The sequence below is a fragment of the Halomonas koreensis genome, assembly GCF_031451675.1.
Taxonomy (GTDB): Bacteria; Pseudomonadota; Gammaproteobacteria; order Pseudomonadales; family Halomonadaceae; genus Halomonas; species Halomonas koreensis.
Window position 1 is genome coordinate 40589 of record NZ_JARWAK010000006.1, and the last position, 22300, is coordinate 62888.

Here is a 22300-nt window from a genome sequence, read left to right on the forward strand (position 1 = left end):
GGGTCAGGCGCTGGGGCGGCGATTCAGCGCCGTGCGGCGCTCGTGATAGGCGATGGCCAGGCCGCTGGCGATGATCAGGGTGCCGCCGGCGAAGACCCAGAGGTCGGGCACCTCGTCCCAGAACCACCAGCCCAGCAGCACCGCCCACAGCAGCGCCGTGTAGTCGAAGGGCGCGGCCAGCGCCGCCGGCGCGTAGCGGAACGCCAGGGTCAGGCCGGTCATGGCGCCCACCCCGAGCACCCCGGCCACCAGGAAGGCGGGCCAGTGCAGCGGCGCCGGCGTCTGCCACACCCAGGGCAGGGTCAGGGTGGAGATCACCAGCGGCACCAGGGTGGTGTAGAAGACCATGGCCCAGAGGTGCTCCCGGTCGCCGTAGCGGCGGGCGGTGATCATGGTCAGGGCGTAGAAGATCGCGGCGGCCACCACCACCAGGGCCCCGGGCTGGAAGCTCTCGCCGCCGGGCCGCACCACCACCAGCACCCCGACGAAGCCCAGGGCGGTGGCCAGCGTGGTGGGCAGGTCGACCCGCTCGCCGAGCAGCGGCACCGACAGCAGGGTGACGAACAGCGGGGCGGCGAAGGCGATGGCGGTGGTCTCGGCCAGGGGCAGCAGGGTCAGCCCCCACATGAAGCAGATCATGGTCGCGGCGAAGATCAGCCCGCGCAGCAGGTGGATGCCCGGCCGCCGGGTCCGCAGGGTGCGCAGGCCGCCGTTGTAGCGGGCGATCAGGGCGATCAGCGGCAGCGAGACCAGGGTGCGGAAGAAGATGATCTGCAGCGGCGAGTGGGTCTCGCCCAGCCACTTGGTGATCGCGTCCCCCAGGGCGAGGCACAGCACACCGCCGCACATGAAGAGGATTCCCTTGAACGACGCTGACATGGCGGCCGCCTCCCGGTGGTGATGCGCATGGACGGAAACCGCCCCGTCGGCGAGCCGACGGGGCGGGAATCCTCCACGCTAATCGGAATGAGGAAGGGCGGCAACCCTCAGCGGCTGCTGACCACCATGCAGTCCATGCCCTGAGCCTCGAGGCGACGGCAGGCGCTGCGCGCCTGACCCTCGCGCAGGTCCACCAGGCGGGCGCGGTAGACGCCGGCGCCCTCGGCCAGGGGCACGGCGACCCGCGCCTCGGCCAGCTCCGCCGCCAGGCGCGCGGCGGCGCGGTCGGCCAGTCGCCGGGCGTCGCCGGGGTCGCGGAAGGCCCCGACCTGCACGCCCCAGCCGCCGCCGGCGACCGACGCCTGCTCGGCGATCAGCGAGCGCAGCGGATCCGCCTCGGCGGCGGCCACCACCACCTCGTCGCGCGAGGGCGCCACGCCGCCGCCCTCGGGGGCGGGCCGAGCCGCGGCCTCGGGCGCCGGCGCGTCGGCCTTCCGGGCGGCCAGCATCCCGCCGGTGGGCGGCGGCATGGGCGCGGCGCGGCGCGGCATCAGGCGCTCGTCGGTGATGGCGGTGCGCGCCAGCCAGCCGGCGCCGTCGGACAGCGAGGCCCGCACGAAGCCGCGATCCAGCAGGTCGGCCATGTGCTCGTCCCGGGAGGCGGCGGTGAAGCCGCCCATCACCACCGACAGCATGCGGCGGCCGTCGCGAACCGCCGAGGTCGCGACGTTGAAGCCGGAGGCGCGGATGAAGCCGGTCTTGAGGCCGTCGGCGCCGGGATAGTCGGCCAGCAGCCGGTTGTGCCCGCGATAGGTCTTGCCCCGCCAGGTGAAGCGCTGCAGCGAGAAGTAGGGGTAGTACTGGGGGAAGTCCAGCATCAGCCGGCGGGCCAGCACGGCCATGTCGCGGGCGGTGGTGACCTGGGCGTCGTCGGGCAGGCCGGAGGCGTTGCGGAAGGTGGTGTCGCGCATGCCCATCTCCCGGGCCCGGGCGGTCATCATCCGCGCGAAGTGGCGCTCGCTGCCGCCCAGCGCCTCGGCCACCACCACGGCCACGTCGTTGGCCGAGCGCACGATCAGCGACTCGATCGCCGTCTCCACCGGGATGCGATCCCCGGGCTGGAGGTAGAGCTTGGTGGCCGGCATGGCGGCGGCCGCCCGGGACACCGGCAGCGGCTGGTCCAGGCTCAGGCTGCGCCCCTCCAGCGCCTCGAACAGCAGGTAGAGGGTCATCATCTTGGTCAGCGAGGCCGGGTAGCGCGGCGCCTCCGCGTTCTCGGCATAGAGGATCTCGTGGCTGTCGGCATCGATGACGATGCCCGCATAGCGGGGATTGCCGGCCTGCGCCACGCTGGCCAGCAGCAGGGCGGTCATGGCGAGAAGGACGACGGCGAGGGCTCGCCCGCCTGGAACCGGGTTGGGCTGCATCGGAGTTCCCCTGATGAATGACACGCTACATGAGAGCATTATGACCCACGACGATGCCCTGTACAGGGCGAATAGCGGCCGTCACGGGCATTTTCATCTTCTATCGTCGTCGGCGAGCCCCGCCGCGGCCTTGAGGGCCGCGACATCCACCGCATCCCGCTGGTCCGGCGCCAGGAAGCGCTCCGCGTAGCGGCGCCAGACCCCGCTATCGAGGAGCAGCGCGAAGACCTCGGGATCCAGGTGTCCCTCCCGGGCCATGCCGGCCAGGATCGACAGCGCCCGGGAGACCGGCATGCCGGGCTTGTAGGGGCGGTCGGCGGCGGTCAGCGCCTCGAAGACGTCCGCCACCGCCATGATGCGCTCCTCCAGGCTGGCCTCGGCCAGCACCAGGCCCCGGGGGTAGCCCCGGCCGTCCATGCGCTCGTGATGGTTGCCGGCGATCGCCGGCACCCGGCGCAGGTGGGCCGGCCAGGGCAGCGACTCGAGCATGATGATGGTCTGGACGATGTGCTCCTGGATGCGGAAGCGCTCCACCGCGTTCAGGGTGCCGCGGGCCACCCGCAGGTTGTAGAGCTCGCCGCGGTGCCCCGCCACCTCGGGGGGCCGCATGTCGAAGCCCCAGCGGTTGGCGGGATCGTCCGCGGCCACCGGCGGCGGCCGGGCCGTCCATGCGATGCGATGACGGGGGCGGTCGGCGAGCAGCGGCTCCTCGGCGGGCAACGGCGGCGCCGGCTCCCGGGCCAGGCGCTCGGCCTCGTCGTCCGAGACGCCCAGGCGGTCGTCGAAGTGCCGCCACCAGCGCCACTCGGCGATCGCCTCGAGGCGCCGCGCCCGGTCGTCGTCCAGGGCCGCCCCGCCCCGGTTGAGCTCGGCGATCAGCCGGAAGGCCTCCTGCAGTTCGTCGCGCCGCCGCGCCCGGGCCTCGGCGAGGACCGCCTCGTCGCCGCCCTCGGCGCGGCCCCGCCAGTAGGCGATGTCGGCATCGCGCCACAGCACCTCGAAGCGGGTGCGGATCTCGTGGATGCGGTCGTAGTGGGTCTCCAGCTTGGTGGCCTTCTCCATGACCTCGTCGGGGGTCGTCAGCTTGCCGCAGTCGTGGAGCCAGGCCGCCAGGTGGAAGGCCGTGCGCCGGTCGTCGTCCACGACCTCCGCGGCGAAGGGCCCGGCGGCGGCCTCATGGGCCCCCTCGAGCAGCATCTCGGCCAGCTGCGGCACCCGGGAGCAGTGCCCGCCGGTATGCGGCGACTTGGCATCGGTGGCCCCGGCGATCAGCTCGACGATGGCATCCAGCAGGCGCTTCTCGCCCTCCAGCAGGCGCCGCGTCTCGATGGCCACCGCGGCCGCCCCGGAGATCTCCTCGACGAAGCGGCGCCAGGGCCGGTCCTCGCCGTCCGCCGCCTCGTCGCGCCGGGCCAGCAGCAGCAGCCCCAGGCGGCGTCCGCCGCGGTGGCGCAGCGGCTGCACCAGGTAGCCCCGAGCCTCCAGGTCGCGGCTCAGGTCGGCCAGGCCATCTTCCTCGGGAGTGCTGAGTGCCAGCCGCTCGGGCAGGGGCCGGCCCTCGCCGTCGCGGCGCTGCTCGGCGAGGCAGGTGAAGCGGGTGGCATCGGCCTCGTTCTCCAGGTAGATGGCGCCGTGCCGGCTGCCGGTGATGCGCAGCAGGTCCTCGAGGACGCCGTCGAGCATCGCCTCCAGGCGCGGCTCGGCGCTGAGCGTGCGGGTCAGGCGCTGGAAGTCGGCGACGCTGCCGGCCATGCCCTCCAGGGCGCTGCCCAGGCGCTCCACCTCGCGTACCGGCGAGCGCACCCCGCGATAGGCGGCGAAGTCGAAGGCCGCCAGGGCACGGACCTGTTCGGCCAGGGAGCGCAGCGGCCGGCCGATGCGATGCCCGGCCCAGACCCCCAGCGGCAGCAGCGCCAGCACCAGGCCGCCGGCCACCAGGGTCCGCTGCCACAGCAGGCGGCGGGTCTCGGCAAGCAGCTCGACCTCGGGCACCGCCACCAGCAGCCGGGCGCGCTCGGCGCCCAGGGCGCGGAACGGCAGGCGCATGCCGAACCAGGCCTCGCCGGCCTCCCGGAAGCGCAGCGTCTCGTCGGCCTCGCCGCCGGCCCCGAGCCGGCTCAGCACCGGATCGCCGAGCTCCTCGAGGGTCGCCAGGCGCATGCCGCCGGGCCCCTCGACGGTCAGCCGCTCGACCTCGGGGTGCGCCAGCAGCCGCCCCGCCGGGGAGATCACCGCCAGCCGGGTGCCCGGCGTCAGCTTGAGGGAGGCCATCTCCTGGCCCAGATCGACCAGCGAGGCGTCCAGGCCCACCACCGCCCGGCCGTCGGCGCTGCGCCGCGAGAGGGTCACGCCGACCTGGCGGCTGGTGAAGAACACATAGGGGTCGGTCAGGCGCTCGCCGTCGCCGTCCAGGGCTCGGCGATACCAGGGCCGGGTGCGCGGATCGAAGTCGAAATCGGGCATGGCGCGGCGCGCCAGCAGCACCAACCGACGGTCGTAGAGCCGCCACTCCTCCCGCGCCGGCCCGTCGCCGTCCCGCGTCACCATCTGCACCAAGTAGGCCGCCCGCTCCAGCGCCGGCATCTCCGGCGGCCAGACGCCGGACAGCCGGGCCGACAGCGGGCGCAGCGACAGGAAGTCGCCGTCGTCGTAGCCGATGTAGACGGCGCTGGCCACCGGGTGGGCCTCCAGGGCCGCGGCCAGCAGCGGCAGGTCGGCCAGGCGATCGGCCAGGCGACGGTCGGTGGCCAGGTCGTCCCGGGCCAGCAGATGCACCACCACCCGGGCCGGGTCGACGAGCCGCCGAGCGCGCTCCTCGGTGGTGAGCGCCAACTGGCGGCCGGTATCGCGTACCGCGCCGACCAGCAGCTGGTCGGCGCCGCGGGCGCCGTGCCACAGCAGCACGCCCGCCAGCACCAGCATCAGGCCGACGATGGACAGGGCGGTCAGCCACTGGAGCGGCAGGGTACGACGCGACATGGAGCCACCTGGGGACGGCCGGGCCGTCATCGTTCGGGGATGCCTTCCAGCATATGCCAAGCCGTATCGCCGCGATGGCGAGAATTCAACGCCCGGGCTCAGCCGGCCAGGCGCTGCAGGCCCAGCCAGACCAGGCGCAGGGCCAGCAGGGTCAGCACCGCGCGGAACAGGCCGTCGAAGTGGCGGTCGGAGAGGCGCCGCAGCAGGCGCAGGCCCAGCCAGGTGCCGAGGAAGCCGGCGGCCACCATGGCCAGGATCAGGCCTAGCCAGTCGTGGAACACGAAGCCGGCCACGCCGAACACGAAGGCCTTGGTGAGGTGCTGGGCGACCATGCAGGCGGAGAAGGTGGCCACCTTGGCCAGCCGCCCGGACTGGCGCTGCTTGATGAAGGCCGCGACCATGGGGCCGCTGGCGCCCACCAGGCTGGACAGCAAGGTGGTGACGGCGCCGAGCAGCAGGGTGCCGAGCCTACCCAGGGCGCGCTTCGGCAGGCCCGGCCCCCAGAGGGTGAAGAGCACGAAGCCGGCGATGCACAGCTCCAGCACCCCGGCGGGCAGGCGGAGCAGCAGCCAGGCGGCGGCCAGGGCGCCCAGCGCCACGCCCGGCAGGAAGGCCAGCAGGGTGACCCGGTCGACGTGGCGCCAGGTCATGGCCACGCGGCCGACGTTGGAGCCCAGCTGCACCATGCCGTGCACCGGGATCAGCGCCGTGGCCGGCATCACCTGGGCCAGGGCCATGATCATCAGCACCCCGCCGCCGACGCCGAAGGCCGCGGTGAAAGCCGAGGTCAGCACCGACAGCAGGATCAGCAGCAGGTCGAGGCCGCCGTCGAGGGGCGAGAGGGCATCGAGCAGGGGCATGGCGGGTCCCGGTCCATGGGCGAGCCGCCATCATAGCCGAGAGACGCCGCGGCCGGCCAAGGGGCGGCCGCGGCGTGACGCTCTGGCGCGGCCGCGCTCAGCCGGCCAGGGCGGCGAGCACGGCCTCCCGGGAGGCGCGCTCGCGCTCGGCGTAGAGGGCCAGCTCGTCGGCGACCGGGGCCCCCAGCGCCGCCTCGAAGGCCTCGCGGTTGGCGTTGCCGGCATAGGCCTCCCCGCCGCCGTCGCCCAGGTTGGACTGGAAGATCCCCGCCGCGCTGACCGGCAGGAAGTCCTCGTAGGTGATCGGCCGGGCGCTTACCAGGCCCGCCTCGATCAGGGCCTCCAGGTCACGCTCGTCCACGGCGCCGGCCGCGCGCCCGGCGTCGGTGAGGCGGTACTCGAAGAACGCCAGGCCCTGGCGACGCAGTTCGGCCTCGTCGTCGGGGAAGTCGGCGAACACCTCGGCCAGCACTCGCTGGTGGGCCGCGTTGTCGAGGCCGGCGGTCTGCTCCCGGGAGGCCGTCAGCAGGCGGTCGTAGAGCGCCCGCCCCGCGGCGGTCAGGGCCACGCCGCGCTGCTCGATCTCGCCGAAGCGGGCGGTGTGGGTGCCCGGATCCTCGCCGGCGAAGCGCACCGCCTCCTCCAGCGCCTTGAAGCTGGTCTGGCGCAGCAGGATCGGGCAGTCGCGACGGGGCGGGCCCTCGATGACGGCCTTGGGGTTCATGCCGGCCGCCGGCATGCGCCGCTGGACCTCGTCGATGTCCAGGGTGCGCGGGGTCAGGTGGTTGATGTGCGGGCCGCGGAAGCAGACCACGTCGGCGATCAGCCGGTGCTCGGCTTGCAGCGCCTCGTAGGTGGCCAGGTCCACGGTGGCGTCGCGATGCCAGCGGAAGGTCTCCAGCGCCTCGGCGACGAAGCGGTCGGCCTGGTCGTCGGTGAGCCCGCCCTGGGCCTCGGCCAGGGCGATCAGCTCGCGCACGCCGGGCGTGAAGATGTCGCGCGCCTCGAGGATGGCCGCGGCGCGCTCGCGCAGCGGCGCGCTCTCGATCAGCTCCAGGCGCAGCAGCGAGGTGAACAGGCGGAAGGGATTGCGGGCCAGGGCCGCGTCGTCGACGGGGCGGAAGGCGGTGGAGTGCACCGGCACGCCGGCCTCGGAGAGGTCGTAGTAGCCGACGGGGTGCATGCCCATCACCGCGAACAGCCGGCGCAGCATCGCCAGCTCCCCGGCGCTGCCGACGCGGATGGCGCCGTGGCGCTCGACGTTGAGCCGGTTCAGCTCATCATGGTCGGCCAGCCGCTCGGCCAGGGCGGGGTCGCGGTCGAGGGTCTCGCGGTTCACCTGCTCGACCAGCTCGAGCAGGGTCTCGTACTGGGGCACCTCGGCCTGGTACATGGCCGACATGGCGCGGGAGAAGCGGTCGCGGATCGCGTCGGGGGAAACGACGGCCGTGGCGGTACTGTTCATGCGGGGTCCTTGGCAGTGGGTCCTGCGATGGCGGAGACCCTTGAGGGTCGTTGACCCCTCTCATGAAAGCAGAGTCGCCGCGGGCGGCCTACCGAAAAGGCGACCCGCTTTTTCATCTCTTCGCGGGTCCCGCCGCCCCGGGCTCAGTCGTCCACCGGCAGCCGGGCGATCAACTCGCCGACCTCCTCGGTCACCGTGGCGATGGTCGCCTCGTCGTAGAGCTTGCCCTTGCGCTTCTTGAGCCCCCGCTCGTAGAGGCGGACGTGTTCGGTGGGCGCCACGCCGGCATTGTCCAGGCAGTGGCTGGCGCAGTGCATCTGGCAGCCGTCGATGGCCACCAGCGGCCGGCCGGAGCGGGCCAGGCGCACCAGCCCGGGCACGCCGCCGCCCACGCCGGCGATGCAGGACATCTCGGCCACCCCGCCGTGGTCGAGCCGCAGGGCCACCTCGTTGGCCAGCTGAGCCACGTCGGAGCATCCGGAGCAGGAATAGACCAGCGGACGGGTCGGGGTCGATCGGGCCATGTCGCCTCCTCGGTTGCGGAAATCTCAGTCGTCGGCGAACAGGTAGGCGCGCAGCTCGCGCTCGTCGCGCACCACCAGGCGGTGTCGCTCGACCTCGATGACGCCGGCCTCGCGCAGCCGGGCCAGCAGCCGCGACAGGGTCTCCGGGGTCATCGCCAGCTGGGCGGCGAGCCAGCGCTTGGGGATGGTCAGGCGCACCACCCGCGGCTCGCCGGCCCGGCCCGGCGGCAGCTGGCGCAGCAGGTAGCTGACCAGCCGCGCCATGGCGTCGGCCTGGGTGGAGCGCGCCAGGTCCTCCAGGCGCTCGGTGAGCTCCAGCGCCATGCGGCTCATGAACTCGGCCCGGCAGGCGGGCTCGGCGTCCAGCAGCTCGCGACAGCGCGCCGCGGGCAGCGCCAGCAGCTGGGTCCGGCGCAGGGTCTCCGCGGAGTAGAGGTAGCGCCCCTCCCCGGACACCATGCTCAGCTCGCCGAGGGGGCCGCCGCGCTCCACGCAGCGGATGGTCGCCTGCTGGCCGTCGCCCACGGCGCGCACCAGCCGCACCACGCCGCTGATCACGATGTACAGCCACTGCGCCGGGGCCTCCTGGTGGAACAGCCACTCCCGGCTTCCCAGCCGCTGCACCCGGGCGGCATCCAGCAGCTGGGCCACGGCGGGATCGCCGAGGCCCTGCAGCCAGGGCACGCCGCGCACCAGCTCGACGAGGCGGCGGGGGCGCAGCAGGGGTTCAGTCGAGGAACTGGGCGACGGGGCAGTAGCCGTAGGCATGGCCTTCCTCCACGGGCGTATCGGGGTCGACGATCAGGTAGCCGTGCGCCTGGCGAGCGGCGCTGAGCATGTGCGAGCCCTGGCCGCCGGCCAGGCGGGCCACGGGGGTCGCGCCCTGCCAGTCGAGGGTCACTCGCAGCAGCTCGCGGCGTCCGCGGGGCGCCGGACGCGAGAAGCCGGCGACGATCGGGAAGCGCTGCAGCGGCGGCGGGGTGCGGCCCTGAAGGCCCTGCAACAGCGGCAGCGCCAGGAACTGCCAGCCCACCAGCGAGGCCACCGGGTTGCCGGGCAGGCCGACCAGCGGCGTGCCGGTCGCCGGGGACGCCCCCAGGTAGCCCAGCGCCACCGGCTTGCCGGGCTTCATCGCCACGCCATGGAAGACCAGGCCGCCGAGGCGCTCCAGCACCGGCCGCACGTGATCCTCCTCGCCCACCGAGACGCCCCCGGTGCACAGCACCAGGTCGGCCTCGTCCCGAGCCCGGGCGAAGGCCGCGGCCAGGGCCTCGGGGTCGTCGGCGACCACGCCCAGGTCGAGCCGTTCGACGCCCTGCTGGTCGAGCAGCGTCTTGAGCATGGCCCCGTTGCTGTCGTAGACGGCGCCGGGCGTCCAGGGCTCGCCGGGGGCGATCAGCTCGTCGCCGGTGCCGATCAGCGCCACCCGCGGCCGGCGGCGCACGCTCACCTCGGCCAGCCCCTGGCTGGCCAGCTGGGCGATGGCGGCGGGCGTCAGCCGGATGCCGGCGGCCAGCAGGGCGTCGCCCTCGCGCAGCTCCTCGCCGCGGCGCCGGATGTTGGCGCCGGGGACGATCGCCTCGGGGAAGCGCACCCGGCCGGCCGCGTCGAGCGTGACCCGCTCCTGGGGGATCACCGCCTCGGCGCCGGCGGGCACCGGCGCGCCGGTGAAGATCCGCGCGCAGCCGCCCTCGACCAGCCGCTGCACCCCGGCGCCGGCCGGGATCCGCTGGCGCACCGGCAGCACGCCGTCGCCGGCCTCGAGGTCGGCGAGACACAGGGCATAGCCGTCCATGGCGCTGTTGTCGACGCCGGGCAGGTCGCGGGCCGCCGGGACGTCCTCGGCGAGCACGCGCCCGGCGGCCGCCGCCAGCGCCACGCGCTCGACGCCGGCCACCGCCGCGCCGGTGGCGATCATCCGGGCGCGGGCATCGAAGAGGTCCAGCAGCCCGGCCTTGAGGGGTGCGTCACAGCCGCAGTTCATGCCGGCACCTCCGTGTCCTGGCCCTGCCGGGAGGCGCAGCGCGGCGCCTCGGGGCGCACCATGGCGACGAAGTTGCAGGGCCGGGTGCGGGCGTCCAGCTGGGGAGCCAGGATGCCGTCCCAGGCGGTAGCGCAGGCCTTGGGCGAGCCGGGCATGGCGAACACCAGGGTGCGGTCGATCAGCCCGCCCACCGCCCGGGACTGGACGGTGGAGGTGCCGATGCTGTCCAGCGACAGCCGGCGGAACAGCTCGCCATAGCCGTCGATCGCCTTGTCGAACAGCGGCGCCAGCGCCTCCGGGGTGGTGTCCCGGGCGGTGAAGCCGGTGCCGCCGTTGACCAGGATCGCCTGGATGTCGTCGCGCACCACCCAGGCCGAGATCACGGCGCGGATGCGGTAGACGTCGTCGGGGACGATGCGGCGCTCGGCCAGCGCGTGGCCGGCCTCGGCGAGGCGCCCGGCGAGTAGGTCGCCGCTGCCGTCCTCGTCGGGGCCGCGGGTGTCGGACACGGTCAGCACGGCGATGCCCAGCGGCACGAAGGGGGCATCGGCGGAAACATGGGACATAAGGGCCTCCTCGCCGCCCGACGGCGGGCGGCGGACATCTTGATTCAGGATTCGGGATCAGCCTCTGGCAGACCCTCTAACTTTTCTCGGCGCTGGCGACACCTTCCTGCAGAAGCCGCCTCTCGTGCCGACATGGGGTCAGACCCCGGCGGCGGTGACAGGGCTGGTGAGGCGCACCATGATGGACTTGGTGGCTTGGCCGGGGTCTGACCCCATGGAAGCCGCCTGTCGTGGCTGCCGCAGCCCGCCGTCTCCCCCGAAAGTCACTGCATCAGGGCGCCGGCGGCATCCTCGTCCAGGGCGATGCCGTCCACGCCGAACTCCGCCTCCAGCGCCAGCAGGTAGTGGCGCAGGGCACGCCGGGTGGCCTGCTCGCGCAGGCTGTGGCGCACCCGGTCGGCCACCTCCTCGTAGGGCAGCTCGCGACCTTCCTCCCGGGCATCGATGCTCACCACGTGCCAGCCGTAGCGGGAGGCCAGGGGCCGACCGTGGAGGCCCTCGGGCAGGTGCTGCAGGGCGCGGTCCAGCTCGGGCACCGTCTGGCCGGGCGCCAGCCAGCCCAGCTCGCCGCCCTGCTCCCGGGAGGGGCAGGCGGAATGCCGCTGGGCCAGCTCGGTGAAGCGCTGCGGGGCCTCGCGCAACTGCTGGATGAGCTTCTCGCCCTGCCGATAGCCGCCGTCCCGGCGCTCGGGATCGTCCGGCGCCGCCGTCAGCAGCACATGGCGCACCCGCACCCGGGTCGGCTCGCTGAAGCGCGCCGGATGGGCGGCGTGGAAGCGCCGACAGTCGGCCTCGTCGGGCTCGGGCACGTCCAGTTCGCGGTCGAGCAGCTCGGCGATGGCCGCCTCGACATCCGCCTCCTCGTCCACCGCCAGGCCCAGCCGGGCGGCCCGCTGGCGCAGCAGCTCGCGCACCGCCAGGGCCCGGGCGGCCTTGCCCCGGGCGTCGCCGGCGCTGTCGGCCGGGTGGTACTGCATCTCCCGGGCGATATCGGCGTGATCGATCAGCGCCTCGCCGACCCGGATGGGGGGCGGGGTCGCGCCCCCCGGGACCATCTCGATATCGATCTTCTGCATGGTGAGAAATCCTTGGTGCACCTGCACTGATGCTTGAGGGCGCCGGGGACAGGCCGAAGAGGGGGGCCTATGCCAGGAGGGGGTCACGGCGCCCCCTCGACGGCCTGTCGCCGGTCAGAACCCGGCCCCGTTTCTGCTCGATCTCAGGCCCGACGACGGACGATCTGGTAGCGCCGGGTCACGTAGCCCAGCGGCACGCTCCAGACGTGGACCAGTCGGGTGAAGGGGAAGACCAGCACGATGGTCAGCCCCACCAGGATGTGCAGCTTGTAGATCAGGCCGATCTCGGCCAGGTGCTCGGCGGCGCCGCCCTGGAAGAAGACGATGGACTGGGCCCAGTGGGCGAGCTCGAGCATCACGCCGCCGTCCAGGTGGCCCAGGGCGGGGATGATGGTCAGCAGCCCCAGGGTCACCTGCACCACCAGCAGCAGGATGATGACGGTGTCCATCGGGCTGGAGGACGCCCTGACCCGCGGGTTGGTGAGCCGGCGGTGGGCCAGCATGGCGCCGCCGACCAGGCACATCACCCCGGCGATGCCGCCCACCAGGATGGCGATCAGCTGCTTGGTGCCCGGGCTCATGAAGGGCGCATAGACCCAATGGGGGGTCAGCAGGCCGACCAGGTGGCCGAAGAAGATCACGATGATGCCGACATGGAAGAGGTTGCTGGCTCGCCGCATGTTGCGCGACGAGAGCATCTGGCTGGAGCCGGTCTTCCAGGTGTACTGGCCGTGATCGAAGCGCAGCAGGCTGCCGATCAGGAAGACGCTGCCGGCGAGATAGGGATAGAGCCCGAACAGCAGGGTGTTGAAGTAGCTCATGACTGATCTCCTTGGTGCCGCGGGGCGCTGGGGTCGAGGACCCGCACCGCCTCGCTGTGCGTCACGTTCTTGCGCTCGGCCAGGCGCCGGCCTTCCGCCGACTGCAGGGCACAGTCCTGATCGGAGGCGGCGGAGAAGCGCACCGCCTCCTCCTCCCAGACGGCGTCCAGGGCCTCGGGGGTGTCGTCCCGTTCCTCGTCCTTCACGTCCTCGCGGTGCTCGTCCACGTCGGCCTCGGCGCCGATCAGCGCCAGCAGCGCCAGGGGCACCAGGGCATGGTCGGCCTCGCGCTCCTCCAGGCGGGCGGCGAGCCGCGCCAGGATGTGGCGGATCTCGCCCAGCCAGCGGCCGATCTCGGCCGCGGGACGGGTGGAGAGGTACTCGAGGAACAGCGGCAGGTAGTCGGGCAGCTCCCGGGCATCGATCTCGAAGCCGGCGGCGCGGTACTCGGCCAGCAGGTCGACCATGGCCTGGCCGCGGTCGCGGGACTCGCCGTGGACGTGCTCGAAGAGCAGCAGCGAGGTGGCGCGGCCGCGATCGAACAGCGCCACGTACTCGGCCTGCAGCTCCATCAGCTCGGCCTCGGCCAGGCGCTGGCACCAGTCCATCAGGGCGGTGCGCTGCGCGGTCGACCAGCGGCGCTCGGCGTCGAGGATCTCGATCATCTCCCCGGCGGCGGCCTGGAGCTCCTCGCCGGGATAGTCGAGCAGGCGGGCCAGCACCCGCAGGCTCAGCATGTCGTCCGCCGGCTCGGGCAGGACGCGGGCGGCATCAGCCATGACGGGCCTCCTCGCTCTGGGCATGGGGATCGAAGACCGCCACCGGCTGCACCAGGGTGGTGGTCTGCTTGCGGCCGCCGAACAGGCTCTCGCCGCTGTCGCCACCGTGGCAGCCGTCGCCGAAGCTGAAGCCGCAGCCGCCGCGCTCGGGGAAGGCCTCGGTGGCCATCTCCCGGTGGCTGGTGGGGATCACGAAGCGATCCTCGTAGTTGGCGATGGCCAGGTAGCGGTACATCTCCTCGACCTGGGCCTCGGTCAGCTCGACCTCGTCGAGCACCGCGGCGTCGGCGGCGCCCTCGACGTGCTTGCCGCGCATGTAGAGGCGCATGGCCATCAGCCGCTTGAGGGCCAGCACCACCGGTTCCTCCTCGCCGGCGGTGAGCAGGTTGGCCAGGTACTTCACCGGGATGCGCAGCGACTCGATCTTCGGCATCACGCCGTCGTACTCCACCTTGCCGGCCTCGGCGGCGGACTGGATGGGCGACAGCGGCGGCACGTACCAGACCATCGGCAGGGTGCGGTACTCAGGGTGCAGCGGCAGCGCCAGGCCCCAGTCCATGGCCAGCTTGTAGACCGGGCTCTCCTGGGCGGCCTTGATCACGTTGTCGGCGATGCCGTCCTTCCTCGCCTGGGCGATCACCTCGGGATCATGCGGGTCGAGGAAGATCTCGCGCTGGCGGTGGTAGAGGTCGCGCTCGTCCGGGGAGCTGGCCACCTCCTCGATGCGGTCGGCGTCGTAGAGCAGCACGCCCAGGTAGCGGATGCGCCCCACGCAGGTCTCGGAGCACACCGTGGGCTGGCCGGCCTCGATGCGCGGGTAGCAGAAGATGCACTTCTCGGACTTCCCGGTCTTCCAGTTGTAGTAGATCTTCTTGTACGGGCAGCCGGAGATGCACATCCGCCAGCCGCGGCACTTGTCCTGATCGATCAGGACGATGCCGTCCTCCTCGCGCTTGTAGATCGCCCCGCTGGGGCAGGACGCCACGCAGGTGGGGTTCAGGCAGTGCTCGCACAGCCGCGGCAGGTACATCATGAAGGTGTTCTCGAACTGGCCGTAGATGTCGGCCTGCACCTGCTCGAAGTTGGCGTCCTTGCGGCGCTTGGCGAACTCGGTGCCGAGGATCTCCTCCCAGTTCGGGCCCCACTCGACCTTGTTCATGCGCTGGCCGGAGATCAGCGAGCGCGGCCGGGCGGTGGGCTGGTGCTCGCCCTGCTTGGCGGTATGCAGGTGCTGGTAGTCGAAGGTGAACGGCTCGTAGTAGTCGTCGATCTCCGGCAGGTCGGGGTTGGCGAAGATGTTCGCCAGCACCCGCCACTTGCCGCCGATGCGCGGCTCGATGCGGCCGTCCTTGCGGCGCAGCCAGCCGCCGTTCCACTTCTTCTGGTTCTCCCACTCCTTGGGATAGCCGATGCCCGGCTTGGTCTCGACGTTGTTGAACCAGGCGTACTCGACGCCCTCGCGGCTGGTCCAGACGTTCTTGCAGGTCACCGAGCAGGTGTGGCAGCCGATGCACTTGTCGAGGTTCAGGACCATGCCTACCTGGGAACGAATCTTCATTTCACGGCCTCCTGCTCATAGTCGTTGCCCTCGCCGTCCAGCCAGTCGATCTTCCGCATCTTGCGCACGATGACGAACTCGTCGCGGTTGGAGCCGACGGTGCCGTAGTAGTTGAAGCTGTAGGCCAGCTGCGCATAGCCGCCGATCATGTGGGTCGGCTTGGGGCACACGCGGGTGACCGAGTTGTGGATGCCGCCGCGGGTCCCGGTGACCTCGGAGCCCGGCATGTTCAGGATCCGCTCCTGGGCGTGGTACATCATCGCCATGCCGTTCTTGACCCGCTGGCTGACCACCGCCCGGGCGGCGATGGCGCCGTTGGCGTTGTAGAGCTCGATCCAGTCGTTGTCCTCGACGCCGATCGCTTGGGCGTCGTCCTCGGACATCCAGACGATGGGCCCGCCCCGGGACAGCGTCTGCATCAGCAGGTTGTCGCTGTAGGTGGAGTGGATGCCCCACTTCTGGTGCGGGGTGATCCAGTTCAGGGCGATCTCCGGATTGCCGTTGCCCTTGTCGTCGGCCAGGCTGACCGCCGCCTTGGTGTCGATCGGCGGCCGGTAGACCAGCAGGCTCTCGCCGAAGGCGCGCATCCAGGCGTGATCCTGGTAGAACTGCTGGCGGCCGCTGACGGTGCGCCAGGGGATCAGCTCGTGGACGTTGGTGTAGCCGGCGTTGTAGGAGACGTGCTCGTCCTCGAGGCCGGACCAGGTCGGGCTGGAGATGATCTTGCGCGGCTGGGCCACCACGTCGCGGAAGCGGATCTTCTCCTCTTCCTTGGGCTCGGCGAGGTGGGCGTGGTCGCGGCCGGAGATCTTCGACAGCGCGTCCCAGGCCTTCACCGCCACCTGGCCGTTGGTCTCCGGCGCCAGGGTCAGGATCACCTCGGCGGCGTCGATCGCCGACTCGATGCGTGGACGGCCCTTGGCCGGCCCCTCGGTCTTGACGTAGTTGAGCTTGCCGAGCAGCTCGACTTCCTTCTCGGTCTTCCAGCTGATGCCCTTGCCGCCGTTGCCCAGGTTGTCGAGCAGCGGGCCCACCGAGGTGAAGCGCTCATAGGTGGCCGGGTAGTCGCGCTTGACCTCGATCAGCGCCGGCATGGTCTTGCCGGGCACCGGCTCGCACTCGCCCTTCTTCCAGTCCTTGACCTCGGGCTGGGCCAGTTCGGCGGGGGAGTCGTGCTGGTGCGGCAGGGTCACCAGGTCGGTCTCCTCGCCCAGGTGCCCCACGCAGGCCTGGGAGAAGGCCTTGGCGATGCCCTTGTAGATCTCCCAGTCGCTGCGCGACTCCCAGGCCGGGTCGGTGGCCGCGGTCAGCGGGTGGATGAAGGGGTGCATGTCCGAGGTGTTGAGGTCGTCCTTCTCGTACCAGGTCGCGGTGGGCAGCACGATGTCCGAGTACAGGCAGGTGGTCGACATGCGGAAGTCCAGGGTCACCAGCAGGTCGAGCTTGCCCTCCGGGGCCTCATCGTGCCACTTGACCTCTTCCGGCTTCTGGCCGCCGTCCTCGCCCAGGTCCTTGCCCTGGATGCCGTGGCGGGTGCCCAGCAGGTACTTGAGCATGTACTCGTGGCCCTTGCCCGAGCTGCCCAGCAGGTTGGAGCGCCAGATGAACATGTTGCGCGGGAAGTTCTGCGGGTCGTCCGGATCCTCGGCGGCGAAGGCCAGCTCGCCCTTCTTGAGCTGCTCGACGGCGTAGTCCTTGGTGGACAGGCCGGCGGCCTCGGCGGCCTTGGCCAGGCGCAGCGGATTGGTGGCCAGCTGCGGGGCGGAGGGCAGCCAGCCCATGCGCTCGGAACGCACGTTGAAGTCGATCAGGCTGCCGGAGTAGTCGGCCGGGTTGGCCAGCGGCGAGAGGATCTCCTTGATCTCGAGCTTCTCGTAGCGCCACTGGCTGGAGTGGTTGTAGAAGAAGGAGGTGGAGTTCATGTGCCGCGGCGGACGCTGCCAGTCCAGGCCGAAGGCCAGCGGCAGCCAGCCGGTCTGCGGGCGCAGCTTCTCCTGGCCCACGTAGTGGGACCAGCCGCCGCCGCTCTGGCCGATGCAGCCGCACATGACCAGCATGTTGATCAGGCCGCGGTAGTTCATGTCCATGTGGTACCAGTGGTTCATCCCGGCACCGACGATGATCATGGAGCGACCCTGGGTCTTGTCGGCGTTGTCGGCGAACTCCCGGGCGATGCGCAGGCACTGCTCGGCGGGCACGCCGGTGATCTTCTCCTGCCAGGCCGGGGTGTAGGGCTTGACCTGATCGAAGGAAGTGGCGCCGTCGTCCTCGCCGAAGCCGCGGTCGATGCCGTAGTTGGCGCACATCAGGTCGAACACGGTGACCGCCAGCACCTGGCGGCCGTCGGCCCGGGTCATGCGCTTGACGGGCAGGCTGTGGAACAGCAGCTCGTCGCTGGCGCCGCCGCTCTTAACGTGGTCGAAGTGCTCGTGGGCGATGCCGCCGAAGTAGGGGAAGGCCACCTTCGCCACCTCGTCATGGGCCTCGGCCAGGCTCAGGCGCGGCTGGATCTCGCCGCCCTCGGCGTCGAGGGACTCGAGGTTCCACTTGCCCTCCTCGCCCCAGCGGAAGCCGATGGAGCCGCGGGGCACCACCAGCCGGTCGCGGGTCTCGTCCCAGGCCACGGTCTTCCAGTCGGGATTGTTGTCCTCGCCCAGGTTGTCGGCGAAGTCGCTGGCGCGCAGCTGCTTGCCGGGCGCGTAGCTGCCGTCCTCCCGGGCCTCGAGCTCGACCAGGCAGGGCATGTCGGTGTAGCGCCGCACGTAGTCGGTGAAGTAGGCGCTGGGCTTGTCGAGGTGGAACTCCTTGAGGATCACGTGCCCCATGGCCATGGCCAGGGCCGCGTCGGTGCCCTGCTTGGCGGACAGCCACTCGTCGGTGAGCTTGGAGACCTCGGCGTAGTCCGGGGTGACCGAGACGGTCTTGGTGCCCTTGTAGCGCACCTCGGTGAAGAAGTGGGCGTCCGGGGTACGGGTCTGGGGCACGTTGGAGCCCCAGGCGATGATGTAGCCGGAGTTGTACCAGTCGGCGGACTCCGGCACGTCGGTCTGCTCGCCCCAGGTCTGAGGGCTGGCCGGCGGCAGGTCGCAGTACCAGTCGTAGAAGCTCATGCAGACCCCACCGATCAGCGACAGGTAGCGGCTGCCGGCGGCGTAGGAGACCATCGACATGGCCGGGATCGGCGAGAAGCCGATGATCCGGTCCGGCCCGTACTGCTTGGCGGTGTAGACGTTGGAGGCGGCGATCAGCTCGTTGAGCTCGTCCCAGTCGGCGCGCACGAAGCCGCCCATGCCCCGGGCGCGCTTGTACTGCTTGGTGCGGGCCGGATCCTCGACGATGGACGCCCAGGCATCCACCGGATCGCCCTTCTCGGCCAGGGCCTCGCGCCACAGCTTGAGCAGCGGCTTGCGCACCAGGGGGTGCTTGAGGCGGTTGGCGCTGTAGATGTACCAGGAGTAGCTGGCGCCGCGCGGGCAGCCCCGCGGCTCGTGGTTGGGCAGATCCGGACGGGTGCGCGGATAGTCGGTCTGCTGGGTCTCCCAGGTGACCAGGCCGTTCTTGACGTAGATCTTCCAGCTGCACGAACCGGTGCAGTTCACCCCGTGGGTGGAACGCACGACCTTGTCGTGCTGCCAGCGTTGGCGATAGCCGTCTTCCCAGCCCCGGGACTCGTCGCGCAGCTCGCCATGCTCGTTGGCGTAGGGCTCGCGGGCCTTGCGGAAGAAGTTCAGCCGATCGATGAAGTGACTCATGGTCGCTCTCCAGGCTCCTCGAAAGATGCGTGACCTCTCCGGGTCACCCGTCTTGTGCCGGGCGAGGCCGAAGGGGCCGACCGCCTCGGTCACGGTCTTTGAGGAGGATTCTGGGGGATTGAGACGCCGCTGACTGCCCGGTTACCTCCATATACCCTGCCGCTACCCCCAAGGGGATAGATGCCGCCCTCGCCTGGGGATAAGCCCCTGGCGGGAGGGGCGAAACGCAACCGGCGGGCGCACGAGGCGTACCCACGAGACGGGGTTGCGAAGGGCGCCCGGCGACCGGGCGGCGAGCAGGCAGGATGCCGGGACGTCAGGGGCGTCGGGCATGGTCGGCGAGCATCAGCAGCATGCAGACCACCAAGGCGGCGTAGAGGAACATGAAGCCGGCGGTGCCGATCCCGGTCCAGGCGCTGCCCAGCACGAACGCCGGCGGCAGCAGGGCGGCGAAGACCCCGCCCAGGGTCAGCGCCAGGCCGCCCACCAGCGCCACGTCTTCGCCGTGATCGCGGTGGATCAGCCGCATCAGGCTCCCGAGCCCCAGGCCCATGGCCAGCCCCATGGGAATCAACAGGGCCTCGAAGCCCCACAGCGGCGCCGTGTAGCTCAGGGTCATGGGCCCCTGCACGCCATGGATCACCATCTCGAAGGGCGGGTAGGAGAGCAGGAAGAGGCAGACCAGCACGAAGGCGCAGACCCACCAGCGCAGGCTGCGGAAATCGCGATGATCGGCCAGGGCGCCGCCGATCACCTGTCCCGTTCCCACCGCCAGCGGGAAGGGCAGCGCCCAGAGGGCCGCGGCCTGCAGGGAGAGGGTATAGCGGCTCGCCAGCTCGCCGGGCAGCCACAGCGCCAGGCCGACGAAGGCGCCGAAGAAGAAGCCGTAGGTGATGGCCAGGCGCCATGGCCGCCAGTCGCGCAGGCGACGCAGGCCGCCGGCCAGGGCGGCCCACAGGCGAGGCCCGGCCGGGCGCGAGGCCTCGGCGTCGTCGGCGAACAGCCACAGCAGGGCGGCCACCAGGGCCACCGGCATCAGGTAGAGCAGCGGCGCGAGCCGCCAGCCGTAGGCCTGGCTGACCAGCGGCAGCAGCAGGTAGCCGAGCCCGGCCCCGACCATGCCCGCCCCGTAGAGCCCCAGCGCCAGCCCCGCGTGGCGGGCCGGCCCCAGGGTCGCCACGTGCACCAGGCCGGCGGCCAGGGCGCCCGCCCCCAGGCCCAGCCCCAGGCCGGCGAGCAGGAACTCCAGGTAGTGGTCGGCATGGCCCATCCACCACAGGAAGGGGCAGATCAGCACCAGGCAGCCGAGCATCACCCGCCGCCCGCCGAGCCGCCGGGCCGCCAGTCCCGCCGGCAGGCTGGCCAGGGCACCGGCCAGCAGCGGCATGGCCAGCAGGGTGGCGAAGGCCAGCGGCGACAGCGCGAGCTCCCGGCGCAGCTCGATGCCGAGCACGGCGAACAGGGTCCAGCAGGCGAAGACCAGGGCGAAGGCCAGCGGCGACAGCACCACCACCACCAGGGTGCGGTAGCCCAGCGACGGGGGCGGCGACTCCGGCACGGGCGCCCCGTGGGGGGAGCAGGCAGGATCCTTGGCGTTCATGGGCGGCTCTCGCGGGACGATACCGGAATTCTCGTGAGCGCCACGCAGAGCGTCAAAAGGGCATGGGAGGTACGCCTTTGTAGCGATACACCGCTACCCAGTAGGGTATAGTGACGTACTGGATCCCCGCGTTTCCGGAGGGAAACATGAAACTGCTGCAGCGCTCCCTGGTGGCCCGCATCACCGCCTCGCTGCTGGCGATCAGCGCCATGGCCCTGGTCAGCATCGCCGTGACCATGGGTGTGGCCGGCAGCAGCCAGGGCGATGCCGCCGCCATCAACCTGGCCGGCTCGCTGCGCATGAACACCTACCAGGTCGTCGCCGCGCTGCAGCGCCACGACCGGGCCCCGAGCGCGGCGCACCACCGCGACGTCGAGGCGCTGGCCGGGCGCTTCGCCGAGCGCCTGGCCAGCGCCGAACTGACCGGTGCCCTGCCCGAGGCCGAGGACCACCCCTTGCAGACCCAGTACCGGCGGCTGGCCAGCCGCTGGGACGAGACCCTGGCCCCGGCCATCTCGGCGGCCCTGGCCGGAGAGGCGGCGATCGCCCCGCTGAACCGCCGCCTGGAGGGGCTGGTGGACGAGATCGACCGCCTGGTGACCCTGCTCGAGCAGAACAGCGAGGCCAAGATCCGCCTGCTCAGCGCGCTGCAGATCCTGTTCCTGGCGCTGACCGCGGTGGTGGTGGCGATCGCCCTCTACGATATCCGCTACAACCTGGTCCGCCCCCTGCACCAGCTGGTGGTCCTGGCGCGGGAGGCCGGCCGGCGCAACTTCCGACACCGCAGCCGGCTGGCCGGCAGCGACGAGCTGGCGCTGCTGGGCCGCACCCTGGACACCATGGCCGCCGAGCTCGGCGCCAGCTACGCGGCCCTCGAGGAACGGGTCTCGCGCAAGAAGCAGGAGCTGGCGCGCAGCAACGAGGCCATGCAGATCCTCCACGACGGCAGCCGAGCCCTCTACGGCGGCGGCAACGACCTCTGCGCCAGCGCCGCGCCCATGCTGCGTCGCCTGGAGACGCTGCTCGACATCGGGCCGATCGGCCTGTCGCTGCACGATCCCTTCGACCAGCGCGAGGTGCCGATCCTGGCTACCCATTCGCGCAGCCGCCCCACCTACTGCCGCGATCACGACTGCCACGCCTGTCTGATCGACCCGGAGCCCCTGGCGCTGGCCGAGAACGGCGACTCGGAGTGCCTGCTGCTGCCGGTGAGCGTCGGCGAGACGCTGCTCGGCACCCTGGAGGTCTGGTACGACCGGAAGGCGGGCCTCACCGACAGCACCCGCCGCCTGCTCAACACCCTCACCGACCAGCTGGCCACGGCGGTCTACCTGCAGCGGCGCATCGAGGAGGAGCAGCAGGTGACGCTGATGAACGAGCGCACCATCATCGCCCGGGAGCTGCACGACTCCCTGGCCCAGTCGCTGTCCTACCTCAAGATGCAGGTCGCCCGCCTGGAGCGCATGCAGGCCAAGGAAGCACCCCGGGAGACCCAGGCGCCGGTGTTCGACGAACTGCGCACCGGCCTGGACAGCGCCTACCGCCAGCTGCGCGAGCTGCTCACCACCTTCCGGCTGCGCCTCGAGGGCCCCGGGCTCTCGAGCGCCCTGCGCCAGACCACCCTGGAGTTCAGCGAACGGCTGGGCTTCCCGGTCGAGCTGTTCTTCGACGTGCCCCCACACCTGCTCAACCCCAACGAGGAGATCCACGTGCTGCAGGTGGTGCGCGAGGCCCTGGCCAACGTGCACAAGCACGCCCGGGCTCACTGGGCGGCGGTCACCGTGCGTTTCACCGAGGCCCGCCTGGAGGTGATGGTCGAGGACGATGGCATCGGCCTGGAGGACGACAGTTCGCCGCCCATGCACTACGGCCTGGTGATCATGCGCGACCGGGCCGATACCCTGAGCGGCGACTTCCAGGTGCGCAATCGCGACGCCGGCGGTACCCTCGTGTCGCTCGGCTTCACCCCCCAGACGGCCCGGCTGATCACCCAGCAGCCGGCCTGATCCACCAGCCACAGGGATCCCGCA

General features: G+C 71.7%; 16 protein-coding genes. 1 reads left to right on the forward strand and 15 read right to left on the reverse strand.

Going from position 1 to position 22300, the window contains the following annotated elements; all coding sequences use genetic code 11:
• Positions 1 to 3: 3 nt before the first annotated feature.
• The 15 genes from QC818_RS08450 to QC818_RS08520 form a co-directional block, all read right to left on the reverse strand.
• The gene (locus tag QC818_RS08450) at positions 4 to 879 is read right to left on the reverse strand and encodes a DMT family transporter (protein WP_309652407.1); all 876 of its coding nucleotides are present in this window, start codon (positions 877 to 879) and stop codon (positions 4 to 6) included.
• A gap of 107 nt (positions 880 to 986) precedes the next feature.
• A complete protein-coding gene (locus tag QC818_RS08455; protein ID WP_309652408.1) occupies positions 987 to 2252 on the reverse strand; it encodes a D-alanyl-D-alanine carboxypeptidase family protein in 1266 nt (421 codons plus the stop codon).
• A gap of 147 nt (positions 2253 to 2399) precedes the next feature.
• Positions 2400 to 5285 (reverse strand): HD domain-containing phosphohydrolase, encoded by a 2886-nt coding sequence (locus tag QC818_RS08460; RefSeq protein ID WP_309652409.1) that lies wholly within the window; start codon positions 5283 to 5285, stop codon positions 2400 to 2402.
• Positions 5286 to 5383: 98 nt separating this feature from the next.
• Positions 5384 to 6145 (reverse strand): TSUP family transporter, encoded by a 762-nt coding sequence (locus tag QC818_RS08465; protein WP_309652410.1) that lies wholly within the window; start codon positions 6143 to 6145, stop codon positions 5384 to 5386.
• 97 nt (positions 6146 to 6242) lie between these two features.
• Positions 6243 to 7610 carry a 2-oxoadipate dioxygenase/decarboxylase HglS gene (hglS, locus tag QC818_RS08470; RefSeq protein WP_309652411.1) on the reverse strand — a complete coding sequence of 456 codons (1368 nt, stop codon included), beginning with the start codon at positions 7608 to 7610 and terminating at the stop codon, positions 6243 to 6245.
• Positions 7611 to 7753: 143 nt separating this feature from the next.
• Entirely contained in the window at positions 7754 to 8134 is a 381-nt protein-coding gene (locus tag QC818_RS08475) for a putative zinc-binding protein (protein WP_309652412.1), read from the reverse strand.
• 24 nt (positions 8135 to 8158) lie between these two features.
• Positions 8159 to 8902 carry a Crp/Fnr family transcriptional regulator gene (locus QC818_RS08480; protein WP_309652413.1) on the reverse strand — a complete coding sequence of 248 codons (744 nt, stop codon included), beginning with the start codon at positions 8900 to 8902 and terminating at the stop codon, positions 8159 to 8161.
• Entirely contained in the window at positions 8862 to 10118 is a 1257-nt protein-coding gene (locus QC818_RS08485; protein ID WP_309652414.1) for a molybdopterin molybdotransferase MoeA, read from the reverse strand. Before QC818_RS08485 ends, QC818_RS08480 begins: the two co-directional genes overlap by 41 nt.
• Complete coding sequence (moaB, locus tag QC818_RS08490; RefSeq protein ID WP_309652415.1) at positions 10115 to 10684, reverse strand: molybdenum cofactor biosynthesis protein B; 570 nt, start codon at positions 10682 to 10684, stop codon at positions 10115 to 10117. The genes QC818_RS08485 and moaB overlap by 4 nt, the downstream gene beginning before the upstream one ends.
• A 263-nt stretch (positions 10685 to 10947) precedes the next feature.
• Positions 10948 to 11760 carry a peptidylprolyl isomerase gene (locus tag QC818_RS08495; RefSeq protein WP_309652416.1) on the reverse strand — a complete coding sequence of 271 codons (813 nt, stop codon included), beginning with the start codon at positions 11758 to 11760 and terminating at the stop codon, positions 10948 to 10950.
• Between the two features lie 143 nt (positions 11761 to 11903).
• Entirely contained in the window at positions 11904 to 12581 is a 678-nt protein-coding gene (gene narI, locus QC818_RS08500; RefSeq protein WP_309652417.1) for a respiratory nitrate reductase subunit gamma, read from the reverse strand.
• A complete protein-coding gene (narJ, locus tag QC818_RS08505) occupies positions 12578 to 13360 on the reverse strand; it encodes a nitrate reductase molybdenum cofactor assembly chaperone (RefSeq protein ID WP_309652418.1) in 783 nt (260 codons plus the stop codon). Before narJ ends, narI begins: the two co-directional genes overlap by 4 nt.
• Complete coding sequence (narH, locus tag QC818_RS08510) at positions 13353 to 14918, reverse strand: nitrate reductase subunit beta (RefSeq protein WP_309652419.1); 1566 nt, start codon at positions 14916 to 14918, stop codon at positions 13353 to 13355. The genes narJ and narH overlap by 8 nt, the downstream gene beginning before the upstream one ends.
• Positions 14915 to 18670 carry a nitrate reductase subunit alpha gene (locus QC818_RS08515; RefSeq protein ID WP_309652420.1) on the reverse strand — a complete coding sequence of 1252 codons (3756 nt, stop codon included), beginning with the start codon at positions 18668 to 18670 and terminating at the stop codon, positions 14915 to 14917. Before QC818_RS08515 ends, narH begins: the two co-directional genes overlap by 4 nt.
• A gap of 316 nt (positions 18671 to 18986) precedes the next feature.
• Positions 18987 to 20270 (reverse strand): MFS transporter, encoded by a 1284-nt coding sequence (locus tag QC818_RS08520; RefSeq protein ID WP_309652421.1) that lies wholly within the window; start codon positions 20268 to 20270, stop codon positions 18987 to 18989.
• Between the two features lie 146 nt (positions 20271 to 20416).
• Here QC818_RS08520 and QC818_RS08525 point away from each other — a divergent pair, with 146 nt between their 5' ends.
• A complete protein-coding gene (locus QC818_RS08525) occupies positions 20417 to 22276 on the forward strand; it encodes a type IV pili methyl-accepting chemotaxis transducer N-terminal domain-containing protein (RefSeq protein WP_309652422.1) in 1860 nt (619 codons plus the stop codon).
• Positions 22277 to 22300 lie beyond the last annotated feature (24 nt).

Coding starts and splice junctions, on each gene's coding strand:
- QC818_RS08450 (WP_309652407.1), bottom strand. CDS start 879: ATGTCAGCGTCGTTCAAGGGAATCCTCTTCATGTGCGGCGGTGTGCTG.
- QC818_RS08455 (WP_309652408.1), bottom strand. CDS start 2,252: ATGACCGCCCTGCTGCTGGCCAGCGTGGCGCAGGCCGGCAATCCCCGC.
- QC818_RS08460 (WP_309652409.1), bottom strand. CDS start 5,285: ATGTCGCGTCGTACCCTGCCGCTCCAGTGGCTGACCGCCCTGTCCATC.
- QC818_RS08465 (WP_309652410.1), bottom strand. CDS start 6,145: ATGCCCCTGCTCGATGCCCTCTCGCCCCTCGACGGCGGCCTCGACCTG.
- hglS (WP_309652411.1), bottom strand. CDS start 7,610: ATGAACAGTACCGCCACGGCCGTCGTTTCCCCCGACGCGATCCGCGAC.
- QC818_RS08475 (WP_309652412.1), bottom strand. CDS start 8,134: ATGGCCCGATCGACCCCGACCCGTCCGCTGGTCTATTCCTGCTCCGGA.
- QC818_RS08480 (WP_309652413.1), bottom strand. CDS start 8,902: ATGCCTACGGCTACTGCCCCGTCGCCCAGTTCCTCGACTGAACCCCTG.
- QC818_RS08485 (WP_309652414.1), bottom strand. CDS start 10,118: ATGAACTGCGGCTGTGACGCACCCCTCAAGGCCGGGCTGCTGGACCTC.
- moaB (WP_309652415.1), bottom strand. CDS start 10,684: ATGTCCCATGTTTCCGCCGATGCCCCCTTCGTGCCGCTGGGCATCGCC.
- QC818_RS08495 (WP_309652416.1), bottom strand. CDS start 11,760: ATGCAGAAGATCGATATCGAGATGGTCCCGGGGGGCGCGACCCCGCCC.
- narI (WP_309652417.1), bottom strand. CDS start 12,581: ATGAGCTACTTCAACACCCTGCTGTTCGGGCTCTATCCCTATCTCGCC.
- narJ (WP_309652418.1), bottom strand. CDS start 13,360: ATGGCTGATGCCGCCCGCGTCCTGCCCGAGCCGGCGGACGACATGCTG.
- narH (WP_309652419.1), bottom strand. CDS start 14,918: ATGAAGATTCGTTCCCAGGTAGGCATGGTCCTGAACCTCGACAAGTGC.
- QC818_RS08515 (WP_309652420.1), bottom strand. CDS start 18,670: ATGAGTCACTTCATCGATCGGCTGAACTTCTTCCGCAAGGCCCGCGAG.
- QC818_RS08520 (WP_309652421.1), bottom strand. CDS start 20,270: ATGAACGCCAAGGATCCTGCCTGCTCCCCCCACGGGGCGCCCGTGCCG.
- QC818_RS08525 (WP_309652422.1), top strand. CDS start 20,417: ATGAAACTGCTGCAGCGCTCCCTGGTGGCCCGCATCACCGCCTCGCTG.